We start from the raw sequence: 21,067 nt of genomic DNA, 5'->3' as shown, positions 1-21,067 counted from the left end.
GGCCATGCCATAGGGCGCCCGCCGTGGACGAGGAGCAGAGCACTCCCAGGGAGCAGCGAACGGCCCACGACCTCGAGTGGGTCCACCTGCTCGAGCACCTGGCCGGTGCCTGCCTGTCCGCCACCGCGGCGGAGCGCCTGCGAGCGCTCGCACCCGCGCCGACGCTCCCAGAAGCGCGCGCGCGCATGACGCTCACCGCCGAAGCCCTGGACGCGTTCGCAGACGACGCGCCGGTGCCAGCGCGCAGCCTGCCCGACCTCGAGCAGGCCTTGCGCCGCGTCGCCAAGGGCAGCGTCGCGAGCGGCGAGGAGCTGCGCGACATCGGCCTCTTGGTCGGCGCCACCCGTACGCTCCGAGCCTATGCACGCTCGGAACGAGAGCGTCACCCGGCGCTCGCCGCGGCGCTCGACAGCGATCCGGAGCTCGACGCGCTGGGCGATGCGCTCGCGGCGGCCATCGAGGCCGACGGGAGCGTCGCCGACGCGGCCTCCCCAGCGCTTCGCGACGCGCGGCGACGCGTGGCCGAAGTGCGGCGCGAGCTCGGCTCGAAGCTCTCGCAGCTGATGCGCCGCTACTCCGAGGTGTTGCGCGACCAGTACTGGACGGAGCACGACGGGCGCTTCGTGCTGCCCGTGCGCTCCGACGCGCACCTGCGCGTGAAGGGCATCGTGCTCGGCTCGAGCGCGTCGGGCGCCACGCTCTACGTCGAGCCCGAGGAGGCGACCCAGCTCGGCAACCGGCTCAAGGTCGCGGAGGCCGAGGTCGAACGCGAGGTGGCGCGCGTGCTGGCGGCGCTCTCGGCGGAGGTCGAGCGGCACTCGCCGGCGCTCGAAGTCGCGCTCGAGGCCTGCGTCACCGCGGACTGCTTGGCCGCGCTCTGCCGCTTCGCGGCGGAGACTCGGAGCGCAGCGCTCTCGCCCAGCGAGGTCCCGCGCGCTCGGCTGATCGGGATGCGCCACCCCCTGCTCCTCATCCAGGGCATCGACGTGGTGCCGAACGACATCACGCTCGACGCGGGTCGCGCGCTGGTCGTCTCCGGCCCCAACGCCGGCGGCAAGACGGTCGCGCTCAAGGCCCTGGGTCTCGCGGCCTGGATGGTGCGCGCCGGGATCCCGGTGCCGGCCGAGGCTGGCTCGGAGATGGGCTTCTTCGAGCCGGTGCTCACCGACGTCGGCGACGAGCAGTCCATCCTCTACTCGCTCTCGACCTTCAGCGCCCACGTCAAGAACTTGGCCTCCATCCTCGAACGCGCGGGGGACCGTGCGCTGGTGCTGCTGGACGAGGTCGCCGCCGGGACCGATCCGGAAGAAGGCTCGGCGCTCGCCGCCGCGGTGCTCGAAGCGCTGGTCGCGCGCGGCGCTGCCGTGGCGGTCACCACCCACTACGAGCGATTGAAAGAGCTCGGCGCCTCGGGCGGGCCCCTGGTCAACGCCTCCGTGGGCTTCGACCTCGCGCGCATGGCGCCGACGTTCCGCCTGACCATCGGCGTGCCCGGCGCCTCCAGCGCGCTGGCGGTGGCCGCGCGCTACGGCGTGCCTGCGTCGGTAGTGGAGCGCGCGCAGGCCCTCTTGCCGGAGCGCGCCCTCGACCGCGAGGAGCTGGTGCAGAAGCTCCAGGCGGAGCGCAGCGCGCTGGAAGCTGCGAAGCTCGAGGCCGAGGAGGAGCTGCGCAAGCAACGCCAGCTCCGCGCGGAGATCGAGGCCGAGCGCAAGAAGGCGCGCGAGGAAGAGCGCGCGCGCCTGGCGGCCGAGTCCCGCGAGCTGCTCGGAGAGGTGCAACGCGCTCGCGCCGAGCTCAGCTTGGCCAAGAAGCGCGTCGGCCGTGGCGAGCTGAGCCGCGACGAGCTGAGGCAGGTCGAGAAGAGCGTCAACGCCGCCGCCGGCCAGGTCGCGGTCGGCAGCGCGCTCGAGAGCGCCAAGCGTGCGCTCGAGCCGGCCCAATCCGAGCACCGACCCGCGCGCCAGGCGGACCTCGTGCCCGGCGCCCGCGTCTTCCTCACCAAGCTCGGCCAGACCGCCGAGGTGCTGGAGGCCCCGAGCAAGGGACAGGTCCGAGTGATGGCGGGCGTGCTGAAGCTCAGCGTGCGGCTGGACGAGGTCGAGCTCGCCCGAGGCCAGGCCAAGAGCGCCAAGAAGCCCACTAGGCCCGCCGAGAAGAGCAGCCTGGCGATACAGGACGGCTTCGTTCCCGTGCGCACCTCGCACAACACGCTCGACCTCCGAGGCCAGCGCGTGGACGAGGCCCTAGACGCCGTGGACGCCTTCGTCGATCGACTGCTGCGCGAGGGCGAGCAGGTCGGCTACGTGCTGCACGGCCACGGCACCGGCGCGCTGAAGCTCGCCGTGCGCGCGCACCTGTCGGCGGCCGCCCACGTGCGCCGGGCCCGAGCTGCGGAGCCCGACGACGGCGGCGACGCCTTCACCATGGTCTGGCTCGGCTGAGCTGCTTGCCGCGCTCGCACGCCGGCACTACGCCTGCCCCATGTCGCGCTGGTTCCTGATGCTGCTCTTGGCGCTCGGCCCAGCATGTACCCCAAGCACGCCGCCGGCTCGAGGGACCTCCCACCTGGAGCCCATCAGCGTGGCGCCGGACTTCTCCGCGCCGGACGAGACGGGTGCGCTGCGCAAGCTGAGCGAGTTCCGCGGCCGCCCGGTGGTGCTCTACTTCTACCCCAAGGACGGCACGCCCGGCTGTACCCGCGAGGCCTGTGCGTTTCGCGACGAGTGGCAGCGCCTGCAGGCTACCGGCGCGCACGTGCTGGGCGTGTCTCTCGACAGTGTCGAGTCTCACGCGGCCTTCAAGAAGAACCACGCGCTGCCCTTCCCGCTGCTCAGCGACACCGACGGGCGCCTGCTCGACGCCTACGGCGTGACGCGGAACGCCAAGGGCTACGCCTCCCGCACCACGTTCATCATCGACGCCAAGGGCATCATCCGCCGCATCTTTCCCGAGGTGGATCCGGCGGTGCACGTGCAGGAGGTGCTCGCCGTGCTCGAGGCCATGCACCAGCAGGGCCTCGACCGCGCCGAGTAGCGCCTCAGCCGACGCAGTTGCCTGCGATGCACTGCTGGCCCGCGCCGCAGGCCCGGCCGCAAGCGCCGCAGTTCTCCTCGCTGCTCCAGGGACTGGCGCAGCCGCTCGCGCAGCAGATCTGGTTGTTGCTGCAGTCTTGCCCACCGTTACACGAGCAGCGAGGACCGTTGCCCCCGGGCTCGCAAACCTCGCCGGGGCGACACTGATCGCCGTCGCAGACGCAGCGCCCCTCTCCGCTGCACTCGACGTCTGCGCCCGAGCCGCACTGCGTCGCTGCGGTGCAGCGGCAGCGTTGGTTCTCGCAGACCATGCCCGGCGGGCAGGTCCCACAATCGCCGGCGCCCCCGCCGGCTCCCGAGGCGTTGCCAGCGCCGCCGGCTCCCGAGGCGTTGCCAGCGCCGCCGGCTCCCGAGACGTTGCCGGCGCCCGCCGACCCGCCCGCGCCCGCGTCGCCGAAGCTGAACTCTTCGTAGTCGTTGGTACAACCGGCCACGACCAGCAGCCCGCCCAGGGTGAAACGGACCAGCTTCCCCATCGCTGCCAGAGCATAGCGCAACTTCGCTGTAATGCCCCGACACCCCACCCGTCAGCACGGTCGAAAGGACGGATTCGATGAACGAAAAGCCCAAGACCTCGAGCGCCTGTAGCTGCAACCCCTGTCACGCCCAGAGCTGCGACTGCAAACGGAGCGAGGCGACCCCTCCCGCAAAGACCCGCTGCTGCTGCGGGACGAGCTGCGGGTGCGGGGAGCGTTGCGACTGCCCGCCGACCTGCGGCTGCTGAACCGGAGCGGGGGCGCCGCGACGATCGGGTTGCGGCGCCCCCGACCTTCCCCCATGAATCCTGGGATGAACGAAGACGCGCGCCGCGACGACTCGACCGAGGTCGTGCGGGCCCTCGTGGACAATCACCGGAGCTTCCTCGCCTTCCTCGAGCGCCGCACGCGGAGCCGCGAGCTGGCCGAAGAGATCTTGCAGAAGGCATTCGTGCGCGGCATCGAGCGCGCGGGGGGGGTGCGCGAGGGCGAGTCCGCGGTGGCCTGGTTCTACCGGCTGCTGCGCAACGCCCTGGCGGATCACTACCGCAGCCGTGGGTCGGAGGCCCGCGCCCTCGACGCCTTGGCTCAAGAGCCAGAGCCGCCGAGCGACGAGGAGCTCCAGCAGGCGGTGTGCGCCTGCGTCACGGCGCTCTTGCCGACGCTGAAGGACGAGTACGCCGAGGCGCTACGCAGCGTCGAGCTCGAGGGGCGGAGCGTGAAGGACTTCGCCGCGCGGGTCGGGATCTCTGCCAACAACGCCGGCGTGCGGGTGTTTCGCGCGCGCGAGGCGCTCAGGAAGCAGCTCGAGAAGAGCTGCGGCACCTGCGCGACGCACGGCTGCCTCGACTGCCACTGCGAGACGAGCGACTGCTCCTGACTCACTCCGCGGCCTTGGCCGCGCTCCGGAGCAGGGGGAAGCCCAGCGCCTCCCGCTGCGCCATCCAACCCTGCGCCACCGCCCGAGCCAGCGTGCGCACCCTCAAGATGTAGCGCTGGCGCTCGGTGACGCCGATGGCGCCGCGGGCGTCGAGCACGTTGAAGGCGTGCGCAGCCTTCACCACGTGGTCGTAGGCGGGCAAGACGAGCTTCTTCAGCGGGTCTTCGTCACGCTCGAGCAGGCGCCTGGCCTCTGCTTCGCTGTGGTCGAAGGTCGCGAAGTGCGCTTTGACGTCCGCCTCCTCGAAGTTGTACGTGCTCCACTCCCACTCGGCGCGCTGGTAGATTTCGCCGTATTTCACCCGGGCGTCGAAGGCCAGGTCGTATACGTTGTCCACGTCCTGAAGGTACATGGCGATGCGCTCCAGGCCGTAGGTCAGCTCGCCGCTCACGGGCTTGCAGTCGAAGCCGCCGCACTGCTGGAAGTAGGTGAACTGGCTGATCTCGAGGCCGTCCAGCCACACCTGCCAACCGAGCCCCCAAGCCCCGAGCGTCGGGCTCTCCCAGTCGTCCTCGATGAAGCGCACGTCGTGCTCCAGCGGGTTGGTGCCCAAGGCGACCAAGGACTCGAGGTACAGGTCTTGGATGTCGAGGGGGCTCGGCTTCAAGATCACTTGGAACTGATGAAACTGCTGCAGCCGGTTCGGGTTCTCGCCGTAGCGGCCGTCGGTCGGACGTCGCGACGGCTCGACGAACGCGACGTTCCAGGGCTCCGGCCCCAGCGAGCGCAAGAAGGTGGCGGGGTTGTACGTGCCGGCGCCGACCTCGGAGTTGTACGGCTGCACGACCGAGCAGCCACGCTCGGCCCAGAAGCGTTGCAGAGTCAGGATCAGGTCTTGGAAGTACACGGCGCCGGAAGGCTAGGGCGCCGGAGGATGCCGCGCAAATGGTTCGATCCAGTGGGCGCACTTGCTCTCGTTGCGAGCGCACCAGACCTCTGCTACCGGCGAGCTCCGTTCCGCTCGAAAGGAGCACCAGCATGACCCTGCGTTCCCTGCGCGTCTCGTTCACGGCTCTCGGACTGATCGCTCTGGCGCTGCCCGGCTGCGGCAGCGAAGGCAGCAGCGGCGGCAGCGGCGGCGGCACGGGTGCCACCGGCGGCAGCGGCGGCTTCGGCGGTGGCTTCGGTGGCGGAGGAGTCGGCGGCGCCACCGGCGGCACAGGCGGCGCCACCGGCGGCACGGGCGGCAGCACCGTGGCCTCTCCGGAGGTCTACTTCTGGGGTGACTTCGACACGGCCGGCAAGGAGCAGGTCGGGGCCTTCCAAGGCACGACCAAGGGCCTCCTGGCGCTGTCGGGCCTCGCCGGTGGCAACAACGTCTACGATGTCGCTCCTTCTCCCGACGGCACCAAAGTGGCGGTGGCCGGACGCGACACCGCAACCAGCAACCCGGTCCTGAACGTCTACGCGAAGGACGGCAGCGGCTCGCCGACCAGCGTCGCGACCATGCCCGCGGCTAATCGGCCCATCGAGAGCATCGCCTGGTCCCCGGACGGCAAGTGGATTGCCTACACCGCCGAAGGCGACATGGACAACGTCATGTCGCTCTACGTGGTCCCGGCCGCCGGCGGCACGGCTCCCAAGCGGCTGAGCCAGACGCCTGCGACCTCGCTGGGCGTGACCGAGTTCGCGTGGGCGTTCAGCGTCTCGACCAGCAACGCATACATCGCCTACACCGGTGACATGGTGACGAACGGGGTCTACGGCCTGTGGGTCGTGGACGCGCTCGCCGCCTCGCCTTCCCCGGTCGAGATCGTCACTCAGGCCGAGCTCGGCGGCTCCGCGGGCACCAAGGACGTGCAGGACCGCCTGGGCTGGGACTCCCAGAACCGGATCTACTTCACCAGCGACTTCCAGGTGGACGACTCGTTCCGGCTGTACCGAGCCAGCGCCACCGGGACGGGCCGGGAACAGGTGCCGGGCACCGCGCTCAAGAACACCGGCGGCACCGTGGACGCGGAGGTCGGGACCTTCGGCTTCAACGCTGCGGGCACCAAGCTCGCGTTCAGCTGTGACACTCCGACCGCGGGCGTCTACCAGGTGCTGGTCCTCGATCTGGCACAGACCACCGCCGCCGCGGTGACCAGCGTCACCGCCGCTCCGGCGAGCGGCGTGAGCTACGGACCCTCGTTCTTCAGCGCGATCAGCTGGAGCCCAGACGGCACCAAGCTGGGGGTCGTCGCTGACTGGCCCGTGGGCAGCGGGGCCGTGGACAACGCCTTTGGCGCGTGGGTCGTGCCCTCGTCCGGCACACCGGGCGCCACGCTGCTCCTCGGTGCGCCGACCTCCACCACGTTCGACGTGGACGACGTCGTGTTCTCCAAGGACAGCACTCGCGTGTTCGTGCGAGGCGACCTGGTCACGGACACGCAGAAGGACGTCTACGTCACCAGCGACCTCGCGACCGCCAACCAGAGCCCAGCTTCGAAGGTGCTGGAGGCCGCAGTGAGCGGCGGCACGGTGCAGGGGATCCAGATCGCACCCTGATGCGAGCTGGCGCAGCTTGTGCCAACGACGCCGAGCCAGTCGGCGGCAATCCCGCCCTCATCGCTCGGCACGTGTCTTGCTGAACGTGTCGGGTATGATGCGCAAAGTCAGCTTCGTCGTCCTCGCGACCCTCGTCGCCGCCTGCGGCGGCTCGGTCGAACAAGACTCGAGCGCGGGCGGTGGCGGCGGCAGCGGTGGCGCCGGCGCCTTCGGCGGCGGCGGTGCAGGCGGCGGCTCGGGGGGAGGCGGCATGGGCGGCGCGGCCGGCTTCGGTGGCGGCGTGGCCGGCGGTGGGATGGGCGGCATCGCAGGCGCCGCCGGCGCTGTCGGGTGCGGTCGGACCTACGACACGCTGGAGGTGACGATCGAGCCGAGCATCGGCGAGAGCGGGCCGGCCTGCAGCATGAGTGCGCCGGTCCAATGGCAAGCGACGGGTCGCGTGGCGAAGACGAGCAAGAACGTCTTCGTCCTCGACACCTGTCCGCCCAACGCCGACTGCATGCCGATGTTCGCCACGGTCAGCGTGAGCGCGAAGGACCTCGAGCTGTGGGTGCCCGAGAACGCATTCGTGTCGGTCAAGTACGCGCTCTCCCCCGCTTGGGGTGACTGCACCAGTCAGATCAGCGTCAAGAACGTGCCGAGCTGGGGCGGGGAGCAGAACCCCGTGTCGGCGAGCGGGAGGCTGTACTTCGCCGGCACCGACGGGCAGATCGACAACTCCGACGCGCCGCTGGCGATCACGGAGGTCCCCTTGGGTTGTCCGATTGGTGGCACCGGCTGCGGCGGCCAGCCTCCGGACGACTTCAAACTCGTGTTCAACGTCGGACCGGGCGACCCCGGCACCCACGTCGGGATGGGTGAGAGCAAGACGGTGATGGCACCAGAACCCCTGCAAGTTCACAACCTCCGCTCGTTCGTGAGCGGCGCTTGCGACGACTACTGGAACTGGGCGTGGTGGGCGGCCTGGGTGCCCACCTCGAACGGAACGAAGTGAGCTCGAGCCCACCTTCGTGTAACGATCCGTAGGTGTCCCGCTCCTGCTTGCTGTTGGCGCTCGGTGTGCTCGCTTGTGGAGCGGACGAGCGCGGCCCGGGCGAAGTAGGCTCCCCGCACCGGTTGATCGAGCTCCCCACCGACGGAGACGTCGCCGATCCACACGTGATCCAGGTCGGCGGAACCTGGTACCTCTACGCCACCAACGCTCCCGACGAGCTGCGCGTGTGGCACAGCGACGACCTCGAGACCTGGACCTTCGGCGGCGCCGTGTGGAAGCCGACTCCCGGCTCTTGGAACGCAGGGCAAGGAGTCTGGGCCCCGCACGTGCAGCTTGCACCCGACGGCAGCTTCTATCTGTACATCACCGCCAATCTGCGCATCGGCGTCGCCAAGGCCAGCTCTCCGCTCGGACCGTTCGTGGACGTGTTCGAGCACCCGCTGGTCGGCGACGGCTACGGTCACGTGGGCAACGGAGCTCTCGGCGAGAAGCCTCTGGACTTCGATGAACGCGCCATCGACGCCTTCGTGCTCGACGACGCGGGGGAGCTCACCCTGTTCTTCTCTGCCTACGACCCGACCAGCAAGATCTACGCGACGCCGATGCTCGACTACACGACCTTGGACGACGTGGCACCGAAGCTGGTGCTCGCGCCCAGCGAGGGCTGGGAGGGCCTGATCGTCGAAGGCGCCTGGGTGGAGCAGCACGCGGGGCGCTACCACCTGATGTACTCGGGGAACATCTACATGAGCACGAGCTACGCCATCGGCGTGGCTGAGTCCGACGCTCCCCTGGGCCCCTACCAGCGCTACCCGAACAACCCGATTTTGAAGACGGACGAGGCTCTGGAGCTCTACGCGCCGGGACACAACAGCGTCTCGACGGGCCGCGACGGCGCTCGCGCGATCTTCTATCACACCAAGCGAGCTCCCGAGGTCGGCGCTGACCGGCGCTTGCGCTACGCGCCGCTCGGCTTTGGCGCCGACGGCCGCGTCGTCGTGCCCGAGCCCTGACCCGTGTTAGCTTCGCGCCGATGTCCACCGGTCCCGTGTCGCTGCCCTCTCGGGTTCAGCGCCAGCAGGCCGCCCTGCTCCAGATCGCAGCGAGCTGGCGACACCACGAGTCGGATCTGGACGGGGCGCTCCGGGCCATCACGGAAACCGCAGTGTCGGCCCTGGACGTGACGCGGGCCAGCGTGTGGCTGTTCGACGAGGCACGCTCCAAGATCGTGTGCGAGGACCTGTTCGAGCGCACCACGGGCCACCACAGCCGGGGTATCGAGCTCGCCGCCGGAGACTACCCCCGCTACTTCGCTGCGCTCTGCTCCGAGGAGGTGATCGCCGCGTCCGACGCGCACACCGACCCCCGGACCTCGGAGTTCAGCCAGAGCTACCTCAGCGCGCTCGGCATCGGAGCGATGCTCGACGCGCCCATCCGCTCCGGCGGTCGGGTAGTGGGCGTCTTGTGCCACGAGCACGTCGGCGGCGAGCGCGATTTCCTCACCGACGAGCAGAACACGGCGAGCTACCTGGCCAGCCTGGTGTCGCTGTCGCTCGAGCTCAAGCGACGGCGCGAGAGCGAGAAACAGCTCGCGGAGTCTTACTCGTTGCTGCAGGCCGCCTTCGACGCAACCGGTGAGGGGATCCTGGCGGTGGACACGAGCGGGAGCGTGATCGCGCACAACCAACGCTTCGTGGAGATCTGGGGCGTGCCGAAGGAGCTGCTCGGACCGGCGGGCGACGGGGGCCCGCGCCTGCGCTACCTGGCCGAGCAGACCGTGGACCCCGAGGGGTTCGTGGCGCGAGCGCGCCAGCTCTCGGCGGAGCCCAGCTCGGAGCGGACCGACCTGATCGAGCTGCGCGACGGCCGCAGCATCGAGCGCTCGAGCCGGCCCCAGTGGCTGGGCGGCGACGTCATCGGGCGCGTTTGGAGCTACCGCGACGTGAGCCACGCCCGACGCATCGAGGCCGCCTTGCGCGCGAGCGAAGAGCAGCTCCGCGAGCTCGCGAGCCGCGACGCGCTGACCGGGCTCTTCAACCGGCGCCACGTGCAGGCGCGGTTGACGGAGGAGATCGCGCGTTCACGGCGCACCGGCCGCAGCTTTTCGCTCGCCATGCTGGACCTCGACCACTTCAAGCGCATCAACGACGAGCACGGGCATCAGACCGGAGACGACGTGCTGAAGGCGTTCGCCGACGACCTGACGTCGCGCGTCCGCAAGACCGACTGCGTGGCGCGCTGGGGCGGCGAGGAGTTCTTGCTCATCCTGCCGGAGACCTCGAAGAGCGCCGCGTTGGTGCTCCTGGAGGCACTACGCGAGCACGTCGCCCGCGAGCGCGGCGGCCTGCGTCGCTTCACCGTGTCGGTAGGGGTCGCGGAGCTGCCGCCCGACGCGAGCGATGCGACGGCGCTGGTGGCTCTGGCCGATGCTCGCTTGTACGAAGCCAAGCACGCCGGCCGCAACTGCGTGCGCTGAGCGCCGCTACTGTCCGGTCCAGCCGTCGCACCAGCTGCACTCCGGCAGCCCCGAGCCGGCCTTGCAGGCGTCGCAGACCGGGTCCTGCTTGCAGCTGGTCGCGGTACAACCCACGCTGGCCGGTGGCGAAGCTCCGTTCAGCATTTCGCTCAGCCAGTCCACGTAGGCCTTACCCTCGCTCTTGCGCTCGAACATCGAGTCGTACGGGTGCAGGCAGTGCAGCGGCCCCGGCGAGAGGTAGTAGCGAAAGCCCGGCGCGGCAGCGCTGATGTCCGCCAAGGTCTGCTGCATCTTGCCCGACCAGTCCGACGCAACACCGCCCATGGCCGTGTAGTAGGAGGTCTGGTCCTTGTCGAAGGCCGTGGTCTGCTCGGCGATGCGCAGCTTCGGGTAGTGCTTCACGATGGCGGCGTAGAGGTCCACTATCGTCAGCGTGGTGATGTCCTTACCCGCGAGATCGGGCACTTGCTGCGGGATCTGCGCGTTCCAGTTGGGGAAGCTGTCTTTGAAGAAGCTGTCGCTGACTACGCCGCAGCCCGAGTCCGCCACCACGGTGATCTTCGCGTTCGGGTACTTGTCGGCGACGTAGGGCGCGTGGCCAATCGCGCCGTAGGCGCCCGCGCTGCAACCCGTGACCAGGATCTGCTCGGGCTCGTAGCGCTCGAAGATCCACTTCAGCACCGTCTGCGCGTTGACGAAGCCCTTGTGGTGGATCTTCAGATCGGCTGCGTAGTCCTTGACGGCGTCACCCCAGTGCACGTCGCCAGTGCAATAGGGAATGTGGACCAGAGTCCATCCTGCCACCGGGTTCTTGCTGTCGTCGAGCCGGTAGATGCCGCCCGCAGCGCCCCCGAGCGCCGCTTTGGCCTGCGCCTCCGTCGGCGCCTCCGGCGAGAAGATGGCGTCCGAGATCGAGCAGGTGAGCTGGTTCCAGCAGGCGCCGCCGCCTCGGAAGTCGATGACCAACTTCTTCGGATCGCCGCCGGCGACGAAGTAGCGGAACGGCGTGCCGCGCGAGCAGATGGTCTCGCCCCCGGGCTCGATGCTCAGAAACTCGCCCTTCGCCGGAACACCTGCGCTGCCGCCGCTGCCCCCGGCGCCCGCGGCCCCGCCGCTGCCCGAGCTGCCGCCGGTACCGGCAGCAACCTCCTCGTCGTCTTCGCCGCAGCCGAAGAGCCCGACGCACCCCAAAAAGCACACTACCCCGATCGACCGCGCCAGCATGCGCCAGAGCGTAGGGAAAAGCCCCGCTGCGCGCCAGGGGGTGCCGCGCCTCAAGTTGACTGGCACGGGTTCCACCGACAAGATCGACGCCGTGCGTCTCGCGCTGATCGTCGCGCTTTCTCTCCTGCCTGCCTGCGACAAGCTGGGCTCGGCGGAGGCGGAGGCGAGCGGCGAGCTCAGCCGCGCCGAGTGCGTGCAGATGACCATCCGCGTCAACGAGCTGCGCAACAAGGAGCTCGGACGGGTGAACAGCAAGGAGCAGAAGAACACCGTGGACCGCTGCATGTCGCACGGCTCGCGGGCGCAGCTCGAGTGCGTGCAGTTCGCCAACAACGCGAGCGAGCTCGCCCGCTGCGACGAGCTCGGCAAATGACCACCGACGGAGCCCGAAGGTGATCTTCGAAGGCCACGAGCTGCCCAAGCACGTCCTGGTGATGGTGGGCCTGCCGGCGCGCGGCAAGACCTACATCGCGCGCAAGATCGCCCGCTACCTCTCCTGGCTGGGGTACTCGACGCGCACCTTCAACGTGGGCGAGTACCGCCGCTCGCAGGTCGGGGCCCGCCAGCCCGCGAGCTTCTTCGACCCGGACGACACGACGAACAGCGAGCTGCGCGAGGCCATCGCGATGCGGGCGCTCGACGACATGATGTGGTGGCTGCACGACGGCGGAGATGTCGCCATCTACGACGCCACCAACATCGAGAGAGCACGCCGGGACGCCATCTGGCGCCGCTGCCATGCCGTGGGCATCCAGGTCGTCTTCATCGAGAGCATCTGCGAGGACCAGGCGGTCGTCGAGCGCAACGTCCGCGACAACAAGCTGCGCTCCCCGGACTACCTGGACGTGGACCCGGAAGAGGCCGTGAGGGACTTCCGCGAGCGCATCGCGCTGTACGAGCGCAACTACGAGCCGGTGGACGAACCCGACAAGAGCTACGTCAAGATCATCGACGAGGGCCGGCAGGTCGTCGTGAACCGCATGGCGGGCTACTTCAGCGCGCGCCTGATGTTCTTCCTGATGAACATCCACCCAGCGCGTCGCAAGATCTGGCTCACTCGGCACGGTGAGAGCGTGTTCAACACGGAAGACCGCATCGGCGGCGACAGCGATCTCTCGCCGCGCGGCTTTGCCTACGCGCGCAGCCTCGCGGAGTTCATGCTCCGCCAGCCCAAGGTGGACCGTCTGGTCGTCTGGACGAGCACGCTCAAGCGTTCCATCCAGACTGCATCTCAGCTCGGGATCCGCCCGATCGCGCGCCGCGCGCTCGACGAGATCGACGCCGGCATCTGCGACGGCATGACCTACGAGGAGATCAAGCGCGACCTCCCCGACGAGTACCGCGCGCGCAGCGCCGACAAGTTCCGCTACCGCTACCCCCGCGGCGAGTCCTACTCCGACGTGATCCAGCGCCTGGAGCCCATCATCGTGGACATCGAGCGCCAGCGTCACCCCATCCTGCTGGTCGCCCATCAGGCCATCGTCCGCGCGCTGTACGGCTACCTCACCGGGCGCCCCCAAGAAGAGTGCCCCCACGTCCCCATCCCCCTGCACTCGATCATCGAGCTCACGCCGACGGCCTACGGCTACGAGGAGCACCGCGTGGAGCTCGAGCCGAGCTTGCCGGATCGCTCGGACGCTCCGCTCTCGATGGGGCCTTGGCCGCAGGGGTGATGGCACCCAGCAGGCAGCGCGCAAACGAGGCAGGGAAGCCAGGCTGATGCCGGTCGTAGTCGTCGGCGGTCCTACCGAAATCGACGGCGCGCCCTTCGGCGTCGAGCACCATGGCGCGAGGCTAGCGAGGTTCGGCGCCCTCGGCGGCGCAGGCCTCCTCGAGCGGCGGCACCACCTGCTTCTTCCGGGACATGCAGCCTGGCAAGTGAAGTCGTCCACCAGCGAAGAGCTCTCGGCGCTCGCCGGAATCGCAGCGGCGGATTAGTGAGCCCAAAGCTCAGTACAGCTGAACCTGCACCGACACCGTCTGCGGGGCGCCGGCGAATGGCGTCACGGTCGTCTCCGCGATTTTCGTGGTGACGCACTTGGCGGTCAGCGTCCCCGCGTACGGCATCGCGTTGATCTTCGCGCTCTGAACCTTGCCGCTCGGCTCGAAGGTCACGGCCACGGTCGCCGCTCCGGCGGGAGCTTCCGCCGAGCGACAACGCCCGGCCTTCGCGCCGCTCTGGGCGAGCGCCTTCAGCGCCGCCGCGCGATCGAACGCGCCCTCACCGCCGGCAGCCGGCGCGGGCTCCGCTGGCTTTGGGGCCGCTGCGCTCTCGACGGCAGCAGGGGCCACGGTGGCAGCGGGCGAAGGCTCCGCGCTCGGAGCGGGCACGGCTTCGACGATCGGCGTCGGCGTTGGCGCGGGCGCCGGCGTCACCTGCTTGGGTGGCTCTGGCGGCGGGCTGGGCTGAGTCAGGGGCTTCGACGAAGGCGTGGGGTTCACGGAGGGGTCCGAGCTCTCCATGAAGTACCAGCCCAAGAGCGCCGCCGCACCGACTGCGACGATCCACATCGAGGTCGACGGGCCTCGCGGCTCGTCCGGTTCTGGGCGCGCCCGCGCGGGCGCGTCACGCTTCGCCTTCGGCTCGGGCTCGGCGGACTTCTTCCTCGGCTCCGCTTTCGCTTCGACCTCGTCGTCTTCGTCGTCTTCGTCGTCTTCGTCGTCTTCGTCGTCGTCTTCGTCGTCGTCGTCTTCGCGCTCGATCGCTTTCGCCGCCGGCGCCTCGGGCTCAGCCTTCGCGTCCTCGGCCTTCGCGTCCTCGGCCTTCGCGTCGTCGGCCTTCGCGTCGTCGGCCTCCGCGTCCTCAGCCTTCGCGTCCTTCGCGTCCGCGTCCTCCGCGTCCACGTCCTTCGCGTCCGCGGGCTTCGCGTCTGCGGCCTTCGCGTCCGCGTCCTCGGCGCCCTTCGCTTCCTCTGCGTCCTCGCCCGGATCCGAAGCGCGTCGTTCCTTGCTCTCGTCGGTGGTCATGGGCCCTCCTCGCGACAACCGCCCCGAAGCGGAGGGTACGCGCCTGCACAGCGCGGGTCGAGAAAATGTGTCGCTCACCAGGCGCCCGAGTCACTTCGGCACGCAGTGGAACCCTGGCACGCAGAACGGGCCTTCCACGTTGTCGCAGACCTCGCCCGGCCCCTGCGTGTTGTCGTCGTAGTAGCAGGCCACGACGGGCTTCGTGTCGGGGTCGCCCATGCCCCCGATGTCGCAGGCGCCACCGGCAGCGCAGGACTCGTTGGTGAGCGGGTTGCACTCGGGCGTGTTCAGCGTCCAGCAACTCTGGGGGAAGCTCGGGGTGCCGGCGTCGGGATCCGCGGTGCCCGCCTCGCCGGCCCAGCCGGCGGAGCAGACGCCAAGGGTGCCTGCCTTTGGATCGAAGGGCTCGCACTTCTCGGTGCCGCCGCAGTCCGAGTCGGCGCAGCATAGCGGACGGCACACGCCGGGCTCCGGCGCGTAGCTCTCGGGGAGGTCGGCGTCGGGAAGCGCGCCGCCGCCGCCGCCACTACCGCCGACCGCTCCGGGCGGCCCGCTGCCACCGCCGTCGCCACCACCGCACGCAGCGGCACAGAGAGACGTCGTGAGCACCAGCATGGACCATCGCATCGTCGCCTCCTTCACTCAGTGTATTCGCTTCGGGTCTTTGCACCACGTCGGCGCGCAAGCGCCGCCAGACCGAGGAGGAGCCCCCCGAGCCCCAGCCAGCCGCCGGAGCCGGCCCCGGCGGTCGAAACGGCGCAGCCCTGGTCGTAGGGGATGACTCCGCCTTCCTCGCTGCCGTCGAAGCCGTCGTCGCTGAAGTCGGTGTCGTCCTCTTCCTCGACGAAGTCCTCGTCACCGTCGTCGCCTTGGTCGGGCTCGAGACCGTTGTCGATCTCCTCGTCCTCGAGCTCCTCGTTCGAGGCAGAAGGCTCGCTCTGCCCCCCGCCCGAGGCGCCCCCCGCACCAGGCTCCGGCACCGGCTCCGGCTCGCTGCCCGCGTTCGGCTCGGTTTCCGGATCCGCTTCCGCGCCGCCCACCGGCGACTCGCTCGGGCACGCGCTGAAGCCGTGGTCCAGGTACTTGCCCGGGCCGCAGAAGGTCTCGGCCACGGACTTGCAGGCCGAGGCGCTGTCGATGCTGGCGGCGAGCTTGTGGCTCTTGCCGTCGGTGCACCACGCGCGGCAGCCGCACTCCTTCTGCTTCTGCTCGCAGGAGACGACCTTGACGCTGAGCTCGACCTTGGGGCCGAAGCCGTGGCTCTTCTTGCCCCAGTGCTTGCTGTAGTCGCGCAGGCGCCAGCGCGACCGATAGACCCCGGGCTTCTTGGGCGCGACCGCGTCCATGCCGCCCGCCACGAAGCGCGTCTTGCGGCAGCCGTCCTTGCTGATGCAGTTCGGCGCCTTGTGGTCACCGCGCACCTCCGCGTTGGCGTTGTTGCGCAGGCTGTAGCGCTTGCGTCCGGTGAGCGCGTCGGTCTTGCCGCTGGCGGTCACCAGGAACACGTCCGAGCCCATGCTCTTGCCGCGCTGCTTCACGTCGCGCCAGGTGGCGCTGCCGGTGTTCTTGAACGAGAACGTCATGCGGAAGGGCTGCTCGGCGCACACCACGTAGTCCGCCTGCTTGCCGCGGTAGCGCTTGGCGTTGCTCCACTTCTTCGTGAGCTTGGCGCGCAGCGTCTTGGTGTCGGGCACGCAGTCGCCCTCGGCCTGGCTCAGCTTGATGTCCTGCCCGTAGTAGAAGCGCAAGATCTCGAGGTAGTTGAAGTCGCGCGCCTTCTCCAGACAGCGCGCTCCCCACTGGCTCATGCAGCCGCGGTTCTGACCGAAGCCCGGAGGCCCGATGTAACCCAGGGACGTCTGCTCGACCTGCTTGCCGGTCTTGCCCCAGTTGTAGGTGACGTAGTGGCTGGTGGAGCCGCCGTAGTCCTTGCATGCGGGGCCCGACGCGCCCGAGTCGCCGGCGACGTAGAACGCGTAGGTGAGCGTCCCGCCGTGCGAGAGGTACATGCCCGCCGTCTCGCGGGCGGCGCGCTTGGCCTTCTCCGAGGGCGTCGCGCCGCAGCCGTACACCTGGCAGCCCTGGCTGTCGCAGATGCTGCCCTTGGTGAGCATCGAGTAATACGCGACGGAGCGGGCGGCGATGGCCTGCGCCTTGAGCGCCTCGAGGTCGGCCCCGCCGTTCTCGCAGGTGATGACGTGCGGGATGTAGTCGGTCTCCATCGCCTTCTGGCCGCGCCCCTCCACCGGGATCGAGCAGAAGGCCTTCTTCGGCGCGCTGAGCGCTTCCTGGCGCTGGCCGAGCTCTTCGTTCGCCACCTCCGCGGTGCACCCGAGCGTCGAGAGCGAGGACACGGCGACGGCGCTGAGCGCGAGTAGAGTGAGCCGAGGCAACATCACAGGCCTCCCTTCCGGTCGCGCCGCCGGAGACCGACGACTGCGCCAGCTGCCAGGAGCGCGAGGAGCGGCGCGTGGGCCGGGCGGCTCGCCGGGCCGATCGCGCAGCCTCCCGCACTGGAGTCCAGATCGGGCATCGAGTCCTCGTCGCCGTCGAAGCCGTCATCGCTGAAGTCGGCGTCGTCTTCCACCGGCAAGACGTCCGGATCGTCCTCGCTGTCCTCGACCTCGTAGCCGTTGTCGTCGTCTTCGCTGCCCTCGGCGGGCTCGGAGATCTCGCCAGCCGCGCCGCCGGCGCCGGCTGCTCCCTGGGGAGGCTCCGAGCTCGCGCCGCCTTCGCCGCCCGCGCCGGCGGCTCCCTCGTCGGCGCCGCTCGCGCCGCCCTCGCCGCCGCCGGAGGCCTGGTCGCCGCTCGGCGCGCAGGCCTGGAAGCTGTGGGAGAGGAGCTTGTCCGGCGAGCAGTAGGTCTGTGCCACCGACTTGCACGCCGCCGCGCTGTCGATGCTGGCCGCGAGCTTGTCGCTCTTGCCGTCGCTGCACCACACGCGGCAGCCGCACTCACCCTTCGGCTGATCGCACTTCACCACCTTCAGGCTGAGGTCCACCTTGGGCCCGAAGCCCTTCGACTTCTTGCCCCAGGCCTTGCTGTAATCCCGGAGGCGCCAGCGCGAGTGGTAGACGCCCGGCTTGCCCGGCGCCTTGGCCTTCATGCCGCCGGCGACGAAGGTGGTCTTGCGGCAGCCGTTCTTGGTGCTGCAGTTCTTGGCCTTCCGGTCGCCGTGGACGTGTTGGTTCAAGTTGTTCCGCAGGCTGAAGCGCTTGCGCCCGGTGAGCGCGTCCGCCTTGCCGCTCGTCGTCACCAGGAAGACGTCGCTGCCGACCTTCGTGCCCCGGCCCTCGATGTCGTGCCAGATGGCGCTCCCGACGTTCTTGAAAGTGAACGACAGCTTCACGTCGTCGCCGGCGCAGGCCACGTAGTCCGCGTTCTTGCCGCGATAGCGCCGGGCGTTGCTCCACTTCTTGACGCTCTTGGCCTTCAGCGTCTCGAGCTTGCCGCCGTTCTTCACGAGCTTCATGTAGAGGCCCCAGTTCCAGCCGGAGCCCGGGTCGGTGTGATCGCTGCAGTCCGGCGTCTCGGCGTGACCGAGGATGTGCTTGCGATCCTTCGGGATGCCGTACTTGTCGGAGAGCCACGCCGTGAGGCGGGCGCTCGACCGGTACATCTCCTCCGTGTACCACTTGCCCGGAGCGCTCACGAACCCCTCGTGCTCGATGCCGATGGAGTTGGTGTTGAAGCAGCCGTCGTGCCAGGCGATGTCGCGGTCGTCCACCATCTGCGTGACCGCGCCGTCGTGCGAGCGCACCACGTAGTGCGAGCTGACCTTGGCGGAAGGGTTCTTGAACCAGCTGATGGCGCCGGCGTAGGAGCCCTGGATGGTGTGGATCACGACGTAGTTGATCTGCGAGGCGCCGCGACTGGCGTTGGTGTAGTTGCCAGGAGCCGCGGGGCTCCACTTGCCACCCGGGTAGCCGAGCCCCTGCTGCACGCTGCCGATTCCGCTCTGCTCCGGATCGAGCTCGGCTTCGCTGCCGCCGACCGACACGCCGCGGCCCTCGTCGTCGCTGCCTTCCCAGCCAGTGGAGAGCAGGCGCAGCACGCCGGCAGACACGTCGTCACCGCCCCAGGCCCGGAGGACCGGCGCCCAGTCACGGTCCGCCGCCGGAGTGAGCCCCTGACGCCTCGCCTCGGCGGCGAGCCAGCGCGCGGCGGCGCGCACGTTGGCGCGGGGGTCCGTCGCCACCTCGCTCGGCGCGAGGCTCGCGGCGTTGGCGACCTCGTCGAGCGTTCTGAGGCCGCCGGTCCCGATCGCCATCAAACCTTGCTCCCGCGGCGCGCCGTGGGACTCGGCGTCGGGCGCCGTCAGATTCATGCTCAGGCGCGCCTGAAGCCAGGACAGCGTCGCCAGCATCTCCGCCGGAACGCCGGTCTCCGTCTCCGCGTCGTGGAAGAGCCCCACGAGCGGCGAGTCGCCCTCGAGCGTCGCGCGCCGGGCGGGCACCGACGTGTCGGCGCTGCAGCCGATGAAGAGCAGCGCAATCATGCCCAGGACTGCCAGCGGAGCTCGACGGCTCTGCGCGCCTCGGCGCCGGCGCACGAGCAGTGTCGCCGCGAGCACACCCAGGAACCCGAGCCCCAGCGGCGCGCCCCCGTTCGGACGCGACAGCGAGCAGCCGGCTGCCTCCGCCGTCGTCGCGTCCGTCTCGTCGTAGCCGGGGTAGCCGTCATCCTCGAAGTCGGCGTCGTCGGGCTCTTCCGTACCGACGCCGTCCTCTTCCTCGTCCGCGGACTCGATACCGTTGTCGTCGTTCTCGTCGCCCTCGTCGCTCGCGCTGCTCTCCGCCTCGGGCAACTCGTCGGCGGATGAAGCGCTGCTCGCCTCGTCGCCCTCGGCCGATTCGTCGCCAGGCTCCGGCTCGTCGCTACCGCCGCCGGTCGCCGCCCCGCCGGCTGCGCTGCCTCCGCTCCCGCCGGTGCCCGTGCTCGCGCAGGCCTGGAAGCTGTGATCCAGGTAGGCGGCCGGCTTGCACGCCGTGTCACCGACGGCCTTGCACATCGCCGCGGTCGAGATGCTGGCCGAGAGCTTCTGGCTCTTGCCGTCGGTGCACCATACGCGGCACCCGCACTCGGCCTTGGGCTGCTCGCAGCTCACGACCTTGAACTTGAGCTCCACCTTCGGCCCGAAGCCCTTCGACTTCTTGCCCCAGGCCTTGCTGTAGTCGCGCAGGCGCCAGCGCGTGGTGTAGACGCCCGGCTTCTTCGGCGCGGTCGCCTCGATGGCGCCCTTGATGAAGGTAGTGCGCCGGCAGCCGTTCTTGCTGCTGCAGTCCTTGGCCTTGCGGTCCCCGTGGACGTGCGCGTTCTTGTTGAGGTCGACCGAGAAGCGCTTCCGACCCGTGAGCTTGTCCGTCTTGCCGCTGGCCGTGACCAGGAAGACGTCGCTGCCCACCTTCTTGCCGCGGCCGTCCACGTCGTGCCAGGTCGCGGTGCCCTTGTTCTTGAAGGTGAAGCTGTACTTGAAGTCCTCGCCCGCGCACACGGCGTAGTGCGCCTTCTTGCCGCGGTAGCGCTTGGCGTTGCTCCAGCGCTTGGTGACCTTGGCCTTGAGCGTGGGACCGTTGCAGGGACCCACACCCGCGTCGTCACCCCACCACTCCCAGTGCCAGGCCTCGCTCGGGACGGTGCGCTTGAAGCCAAACTTGCCGCCGTGCTTCGACAGCCAGTTGTAGACGCCGCCCGCGCTGGTGTTCAAGTCGAGGGCGTGCCCGCTCTGGTGGTTGCTGTAGCCTGGAGGGGCGGCCAGGTTGCAGCTGTTGCAGCTGCAGTTCTTGTAGCAGCTGTACAGGTACTGCTGCTCCGCATTGCTGCGGAACCCGCTCACGATGCGGATCTGCACGCCGTCCTTGGCTGCCGCTTCGGCCATGCGCAGGTAGGCGTTGGCCGTCTTCCACTCGACCTTCTTGCCGTCCACGGTGACGACCTTGATGTCGAACGCACTTCCCGAGCTGTAGCCCTTGGCCCCGGACATCTTGCAGGAGTGGCTCGAGAGCTCCTCTTGCACCGTGCCGACCTCTTCCTCCTCGAGGCCCTGGGGCGTCGAGGCGATGGCCTGCGGCTCGAGCTCGCAGGCCTCGTGCTCGTCCCCGCCGAGCGGCACGGCACAACCCGCGAGCGTCGCCACGACGATCAGGCTCAGTCCCAAGAACCAGCGAGACAGCACGGCGAGCCGGTGACGCAACATGACGACAGACCTCCGGGCAGGTGGGATTGCAGGTGCCGTTCCAACGACAGTGGCGGCAATTGCGCTGGTTTTCCCACCCGGGGCGCGTCCTCTCGCTGACACGGCCAACGTCGAAATCAGCATTTTTACCGCTGTATTCGGCGTTGACAGTGTCTGACATGTCCTCCGACACCGGACCCGGCCGGGGGGCGAGGGTGCTAAGCTCGGGTCGGTGC

At 69.6% G+C, this 21,067-nt stretch carries 17 protein-coding genes and 1 pseudogene; 10 read left to right on the top strand and 8 right to left on the bottom strand.

What is annotated here, in order from left to right; all coding sequences use genetic code 11:
- Positions 1-23: 23 nt before the first annotated feature.
- Complete coding sequence (locus tag HS104_35155; GenBank protein ID MBE7485194.1) at positions 24-2,441, top strand: Smr/MutS family protein; 2,418 nt, start codon at positions 24-26, stop codon at positions 2,439-2,441.
- Between the two features lie 58 nt (positions 2,442-2,499).
- The gene (locus tag HS104_35150; GenBank protein MBE7485193.1) at positions 2,500-3,033 is read left to right on the top strand and encodes a peroxiredoxin; all 534 of its coding nucleotides are present in this window, start codon (positions 2,500-2,502) and stop codon (positions 3,031-3,033) included.
- A gap of 4 nt (positions 3,034-3,037) precedes the next feature.
- Here HS104_35150 and HS104_35145 read toward each other — a convergent pair whose 3' ends face one another.
- Positions 3,038-3,568: a hypothetical protein gene (locus tag HS104_35145; protein MBE7485192.1), complete on the bottom strand. Its 531-nt coding sequence runs from the start codon at positions 3,566-3,568 to the stop codon at positions 3,038-3,040.
- Between the two features lie 77 nt (positions 3,569-3,645).
- On the opposite strand from HS104_35145, the gene HS104_35140 reads away from it, so the two are divergent.
- Both HS104_35140 and HS104_35135 read left to right on the top strand, forming a co-directional pair.
- Positions 3,646-3,816 carry a hypothetical protein gene (locus HS104_35140; GenBank protein ID MBE7485191.1) on the top strand — a complete coding sequence of 57 codons (171 nt, stop codon included), beginning with the start codon at positions 3,646-3,648 and terminating at the stop codon, positions 3,814-3,816.
- Between the two features lie 65 nt (positions 3,817-3,881).
- A complete protein-coding gene (locus HS104_35135) occupies positions 3,882-4,448 on the top strand; it encodes a sigma-70 family RNA polymerase sigma factor (protein MBE7485190.1) in 567 nt (188 codons plus the stop codon).
- 1 nt (position 4,449) lies between these two features.
- On the opposite strand, the gene HS104_35130 is transcribed toward HS104_35135, so the two are convergent.
- Together HS104_35130 and HS104_35125 are read right to left on the bottom strand one after the other, a co-directional pair.
- On the bottom strand, positions 4,450-5,355 hold the full coding sequence (locus HS104_35130; protein MBE7485189.1) for a glycine--tRNA ligase subunit alpha: 906 nt from the start codon (positions 5,353-5,355) through the stop codon (positions 4,450-4,452).
- Between the two features lie 262 nt (positions 5,356-5,617).
- Positions 5,618-5,695, bottom strand: a pseudogene (locus HS104_35125) (energy transducer TonB).
- Between the two features lie 1,394 nt (positions 5,696-7,089).
- Between HS104_35125 and HS104_35120 the strand changes: the two are divergent.
- The 3 genes from HS104_35120 to HS104_35110 are packed head-to-tail and all read left to right on the top strand — an operon-like array spanning position 7,090 to position 10,465.
- Positions 7,090-7,989 (top strand): hypothetical protein, encoded by a 900-nt coding sequence (locus HS104_35120; GenBank protein MBE7485188.1) that lies wholly within the window; start codon positions 7,090-7,092, stop codon positions 7,987-7,989.
- Between the two features lie 32 nt (positions 7,990-8,021).
- Entirely contained in the window at positions 8,022-9,002 is a 981-nt protein-coding gene (locus tag HS104_35115) for a family 43 glycosylhydrolase (protein MBE7485187.1), read from the top strand.
- 20 nt (positions 9,003-9,022) lie between these two features.
- Positions 9,023-10,465 (top strand): diguanylate cyclase, encoded by a 1,443-nt coding sequence (locus tag HS104_35110; GenBank protein ID MBE7485186.1) that lies wholly within the window; start codon positions 9,023-9,025, stop codon positions 10,463-10,465.
- A 6-nt stretch (positions 10,466-10,471) separates the two neighbouring features.
- Here HS104_35110 and HS104_35105 read toward each other — a convergent pair whose 3' ends face one another.
- A complete protein-coding gene (locus HS104_35105; protein MBE7485185.1) occupies positions 10,472-11,689 on the bottom strand; it encodes a pectinesterase in 1,218 nt (405 codons plus the stop codon).
- A gap of 40 nt (positions 11,690-11,729) precedes the next feature.
- On the opposite strand from HS104_35105, the gene HS104_35100 reads away from it, so the two are divergent.
- From HS104_35100 to HS104_35090, 3 genes are all read left to right on the top strand, one after another.
- Positions 11,730-12,062: a hypothetical protein gene (locus tag HS104_35100; protein ID MBE7485184.1), complete on the top strand. Its 333-nt coding sequence runs from the start codon at positions 11,730-11,732 to the stop codon at positions 12,060-12,062.
- Positions 12,063-12,123: 61 nt separating this feature from the next.
- Entirely contained in the window at positions 12,124-13,362 is a 1,239-nt protein-coding gene (locus tag HS104_35095; protein MBE7485183.1) for a histidine phosphatase family protein, read from the top strand.
- A gap of 46 nt (positions 13,363-13,408) precedes the next feature.
- Entirely contained in the window at positions 13,409-13,627 is a 219-nt protein-coding gene (locus tag HS104_35090) for a hypothetical protein (GenBank protein ID MBE7485182.1), read from the top strand.
- Between the two features lie 12 nt (positions 13,628-13,639).
- Here HS104_35090 and HS104_35085 read toward each other — a convergent pair whose 3' ends face one another.
- From HS104_35085 to HS104_35070, 4 genes are all read right to left on the bottom strand, one after another.
- The gene (locus tag HS104_35085) at positions 13,640-14,656 is read right to left on the bottom strand and encodes a hypothetical protein (protein ID MBE7485181.1); all 1,017 of its coding nucleotides are present in this window, start codon (positions 14,654-14,656) and stop codon (positions 13,640-13,642) included.
- Positions 14,657-14,746: 90 nt separating this feature from the next.
- Positions 14,747-15,283: a hypothetical protein gene (locus tag HS104_35080; protein ID MBE7485180.1), complete on the bottom strand. Its 537-nt coding sequence runs from the start codon at positions 15,281-15,283 to the stop codon at positions 14,747-14,749.
- Positions 15,284-15,294: 11 nt separating this feature from the next.
- A complete protein-coding gene (locus HS104_35075) occupies positions 15,295-17,052 on the bottom strand; it encodes a hypothetical protein (GenBank protein MBE7485179.1) in 1,758 nt (585 codons plus the stop codon).
- Positions 17,052-20,852 (bottom strand): N-acetylmuramoyl-L-alanine amidase, encoded by a 3,801-nt coding sequence (locus HS104_35070; GenBank protein ID MBE7485178.1) that lies wholly within the window; start codon positions 20,850-20,852, stop codon positions 17,052-17,054. The genes HS104_35075 and HS104_35070 overlap by 1 nt, the downstream gene beginning before the upstream one ends.
- Positions 20,853-21,067 lie beyond the last annotated feature (215 nt).

The organism is Polyangiaceae bacterium, from assembly GCA_015075635.1.
In the GTDB taxonomy this organism is placed as follows: domain Bacteria; phylum Myxococcota_A; class Polyangia; order Polyangiales; family Polyangiaceae; genus JADJKB01.
This window is presented reverse-complemented; position numbering and strand designations above follow the sequence as displayed.

Excerpts from the sequence above, each read along its gene's own strand:
- HS104_35150 (MBE7485193.1), top strand. The coding sequence starts at position 2,500 with ATGCTGCTCTTGGCGCTCGGCCCAGCATGTACCCCAAGCACGCCGCCG.
- HS104_35145 (MBE7485192.1), bottom strand. The coding sequence starts at position 3,568 with ATGGGGAAGCTGGTCCGTTTCACCCTGGGCGGGCTGCTGGTCGTGGCC.
- HS104_35140 (MBE7485191.1), top strand. The coding sequence starts at position 3,646 with ATGAACGAAAAGCCCAAGACCTCGAGCGCCTGTAGCTGCAACCCCTGT.
- HS104_35135 (MBE7485190.1), top strand. The coding sequence starts at position 3,882 with ATGAACGAAGACGCGCGCCGCGACGACTCGACCGAGGTCGTGCGGGCC.
- HS104_35120 (MBE7485188.1), top strand. The coding sequence starts at position 7,090 with ATGATGCGCAAAGTCAGCTTCGTCGTCCTCGCGACCCTCGTCGCCGCC.
- HS104_35110 (MBE7485186.1), top strand. The coding sequence starts at position 9,023 with ATGTCCACCGGTCCCGTGTCGCTGCCCTCTCGGGTTCAGCGCCAGCAG.
- HS104_35105 (MBE7485185.1), bottom strand. The coding sequence starts at position 11,689 with ATGCTGGCGCGGTCGATCGGGGTAGTGTGCTTTTTGGGGTGCGTCGGG.
- HS104_35095 (MBE7485183.1), top strand. The coding sequence starts at position 12,124 with ATGGTGGGCCTGCCGGCGCGCGGCAAGACCTACATCGCGCGCAAGATC.
- HS104_35090 (MBE7485182.1), top strand. The coding sequence starts at position 13,409 with ATGCCGGTCGTAGTCGTCGGCGGTCCTACCGAAATCGACGGCGCGCCC.
- HS104_35085 (MBE7485181.1), bottom strand. The coding sequence starts at position 14,656 with ATGACCACCGACGAGAGCAAGGAACGACGCGCTTCGGATCCGGGCGAG.
- HS104_35080 (MBE7485180.1), bottom strand. The coding sequence starts at position 15,283 with ATGCGATGGTCCATGCTGGTGCTCACGACGTCTCTCTGTGCCGCTGCG.
- HS104_35075 (MBE7485179.1), bottom strand. The coding sequence starts at position 17,052 with ATGTTGCCTCGGCTCACTCTACTCGCGCTCAGCGCCGTCGCCGTGTCC.
- HS104_35070 (MBE7485178.1), bottom strand. The coding sequence starts at position 20,852 with ATGTTGCGTCACCGGCTCGCCGTGCTGTCTCGCTGGTTCTTGGGACTG.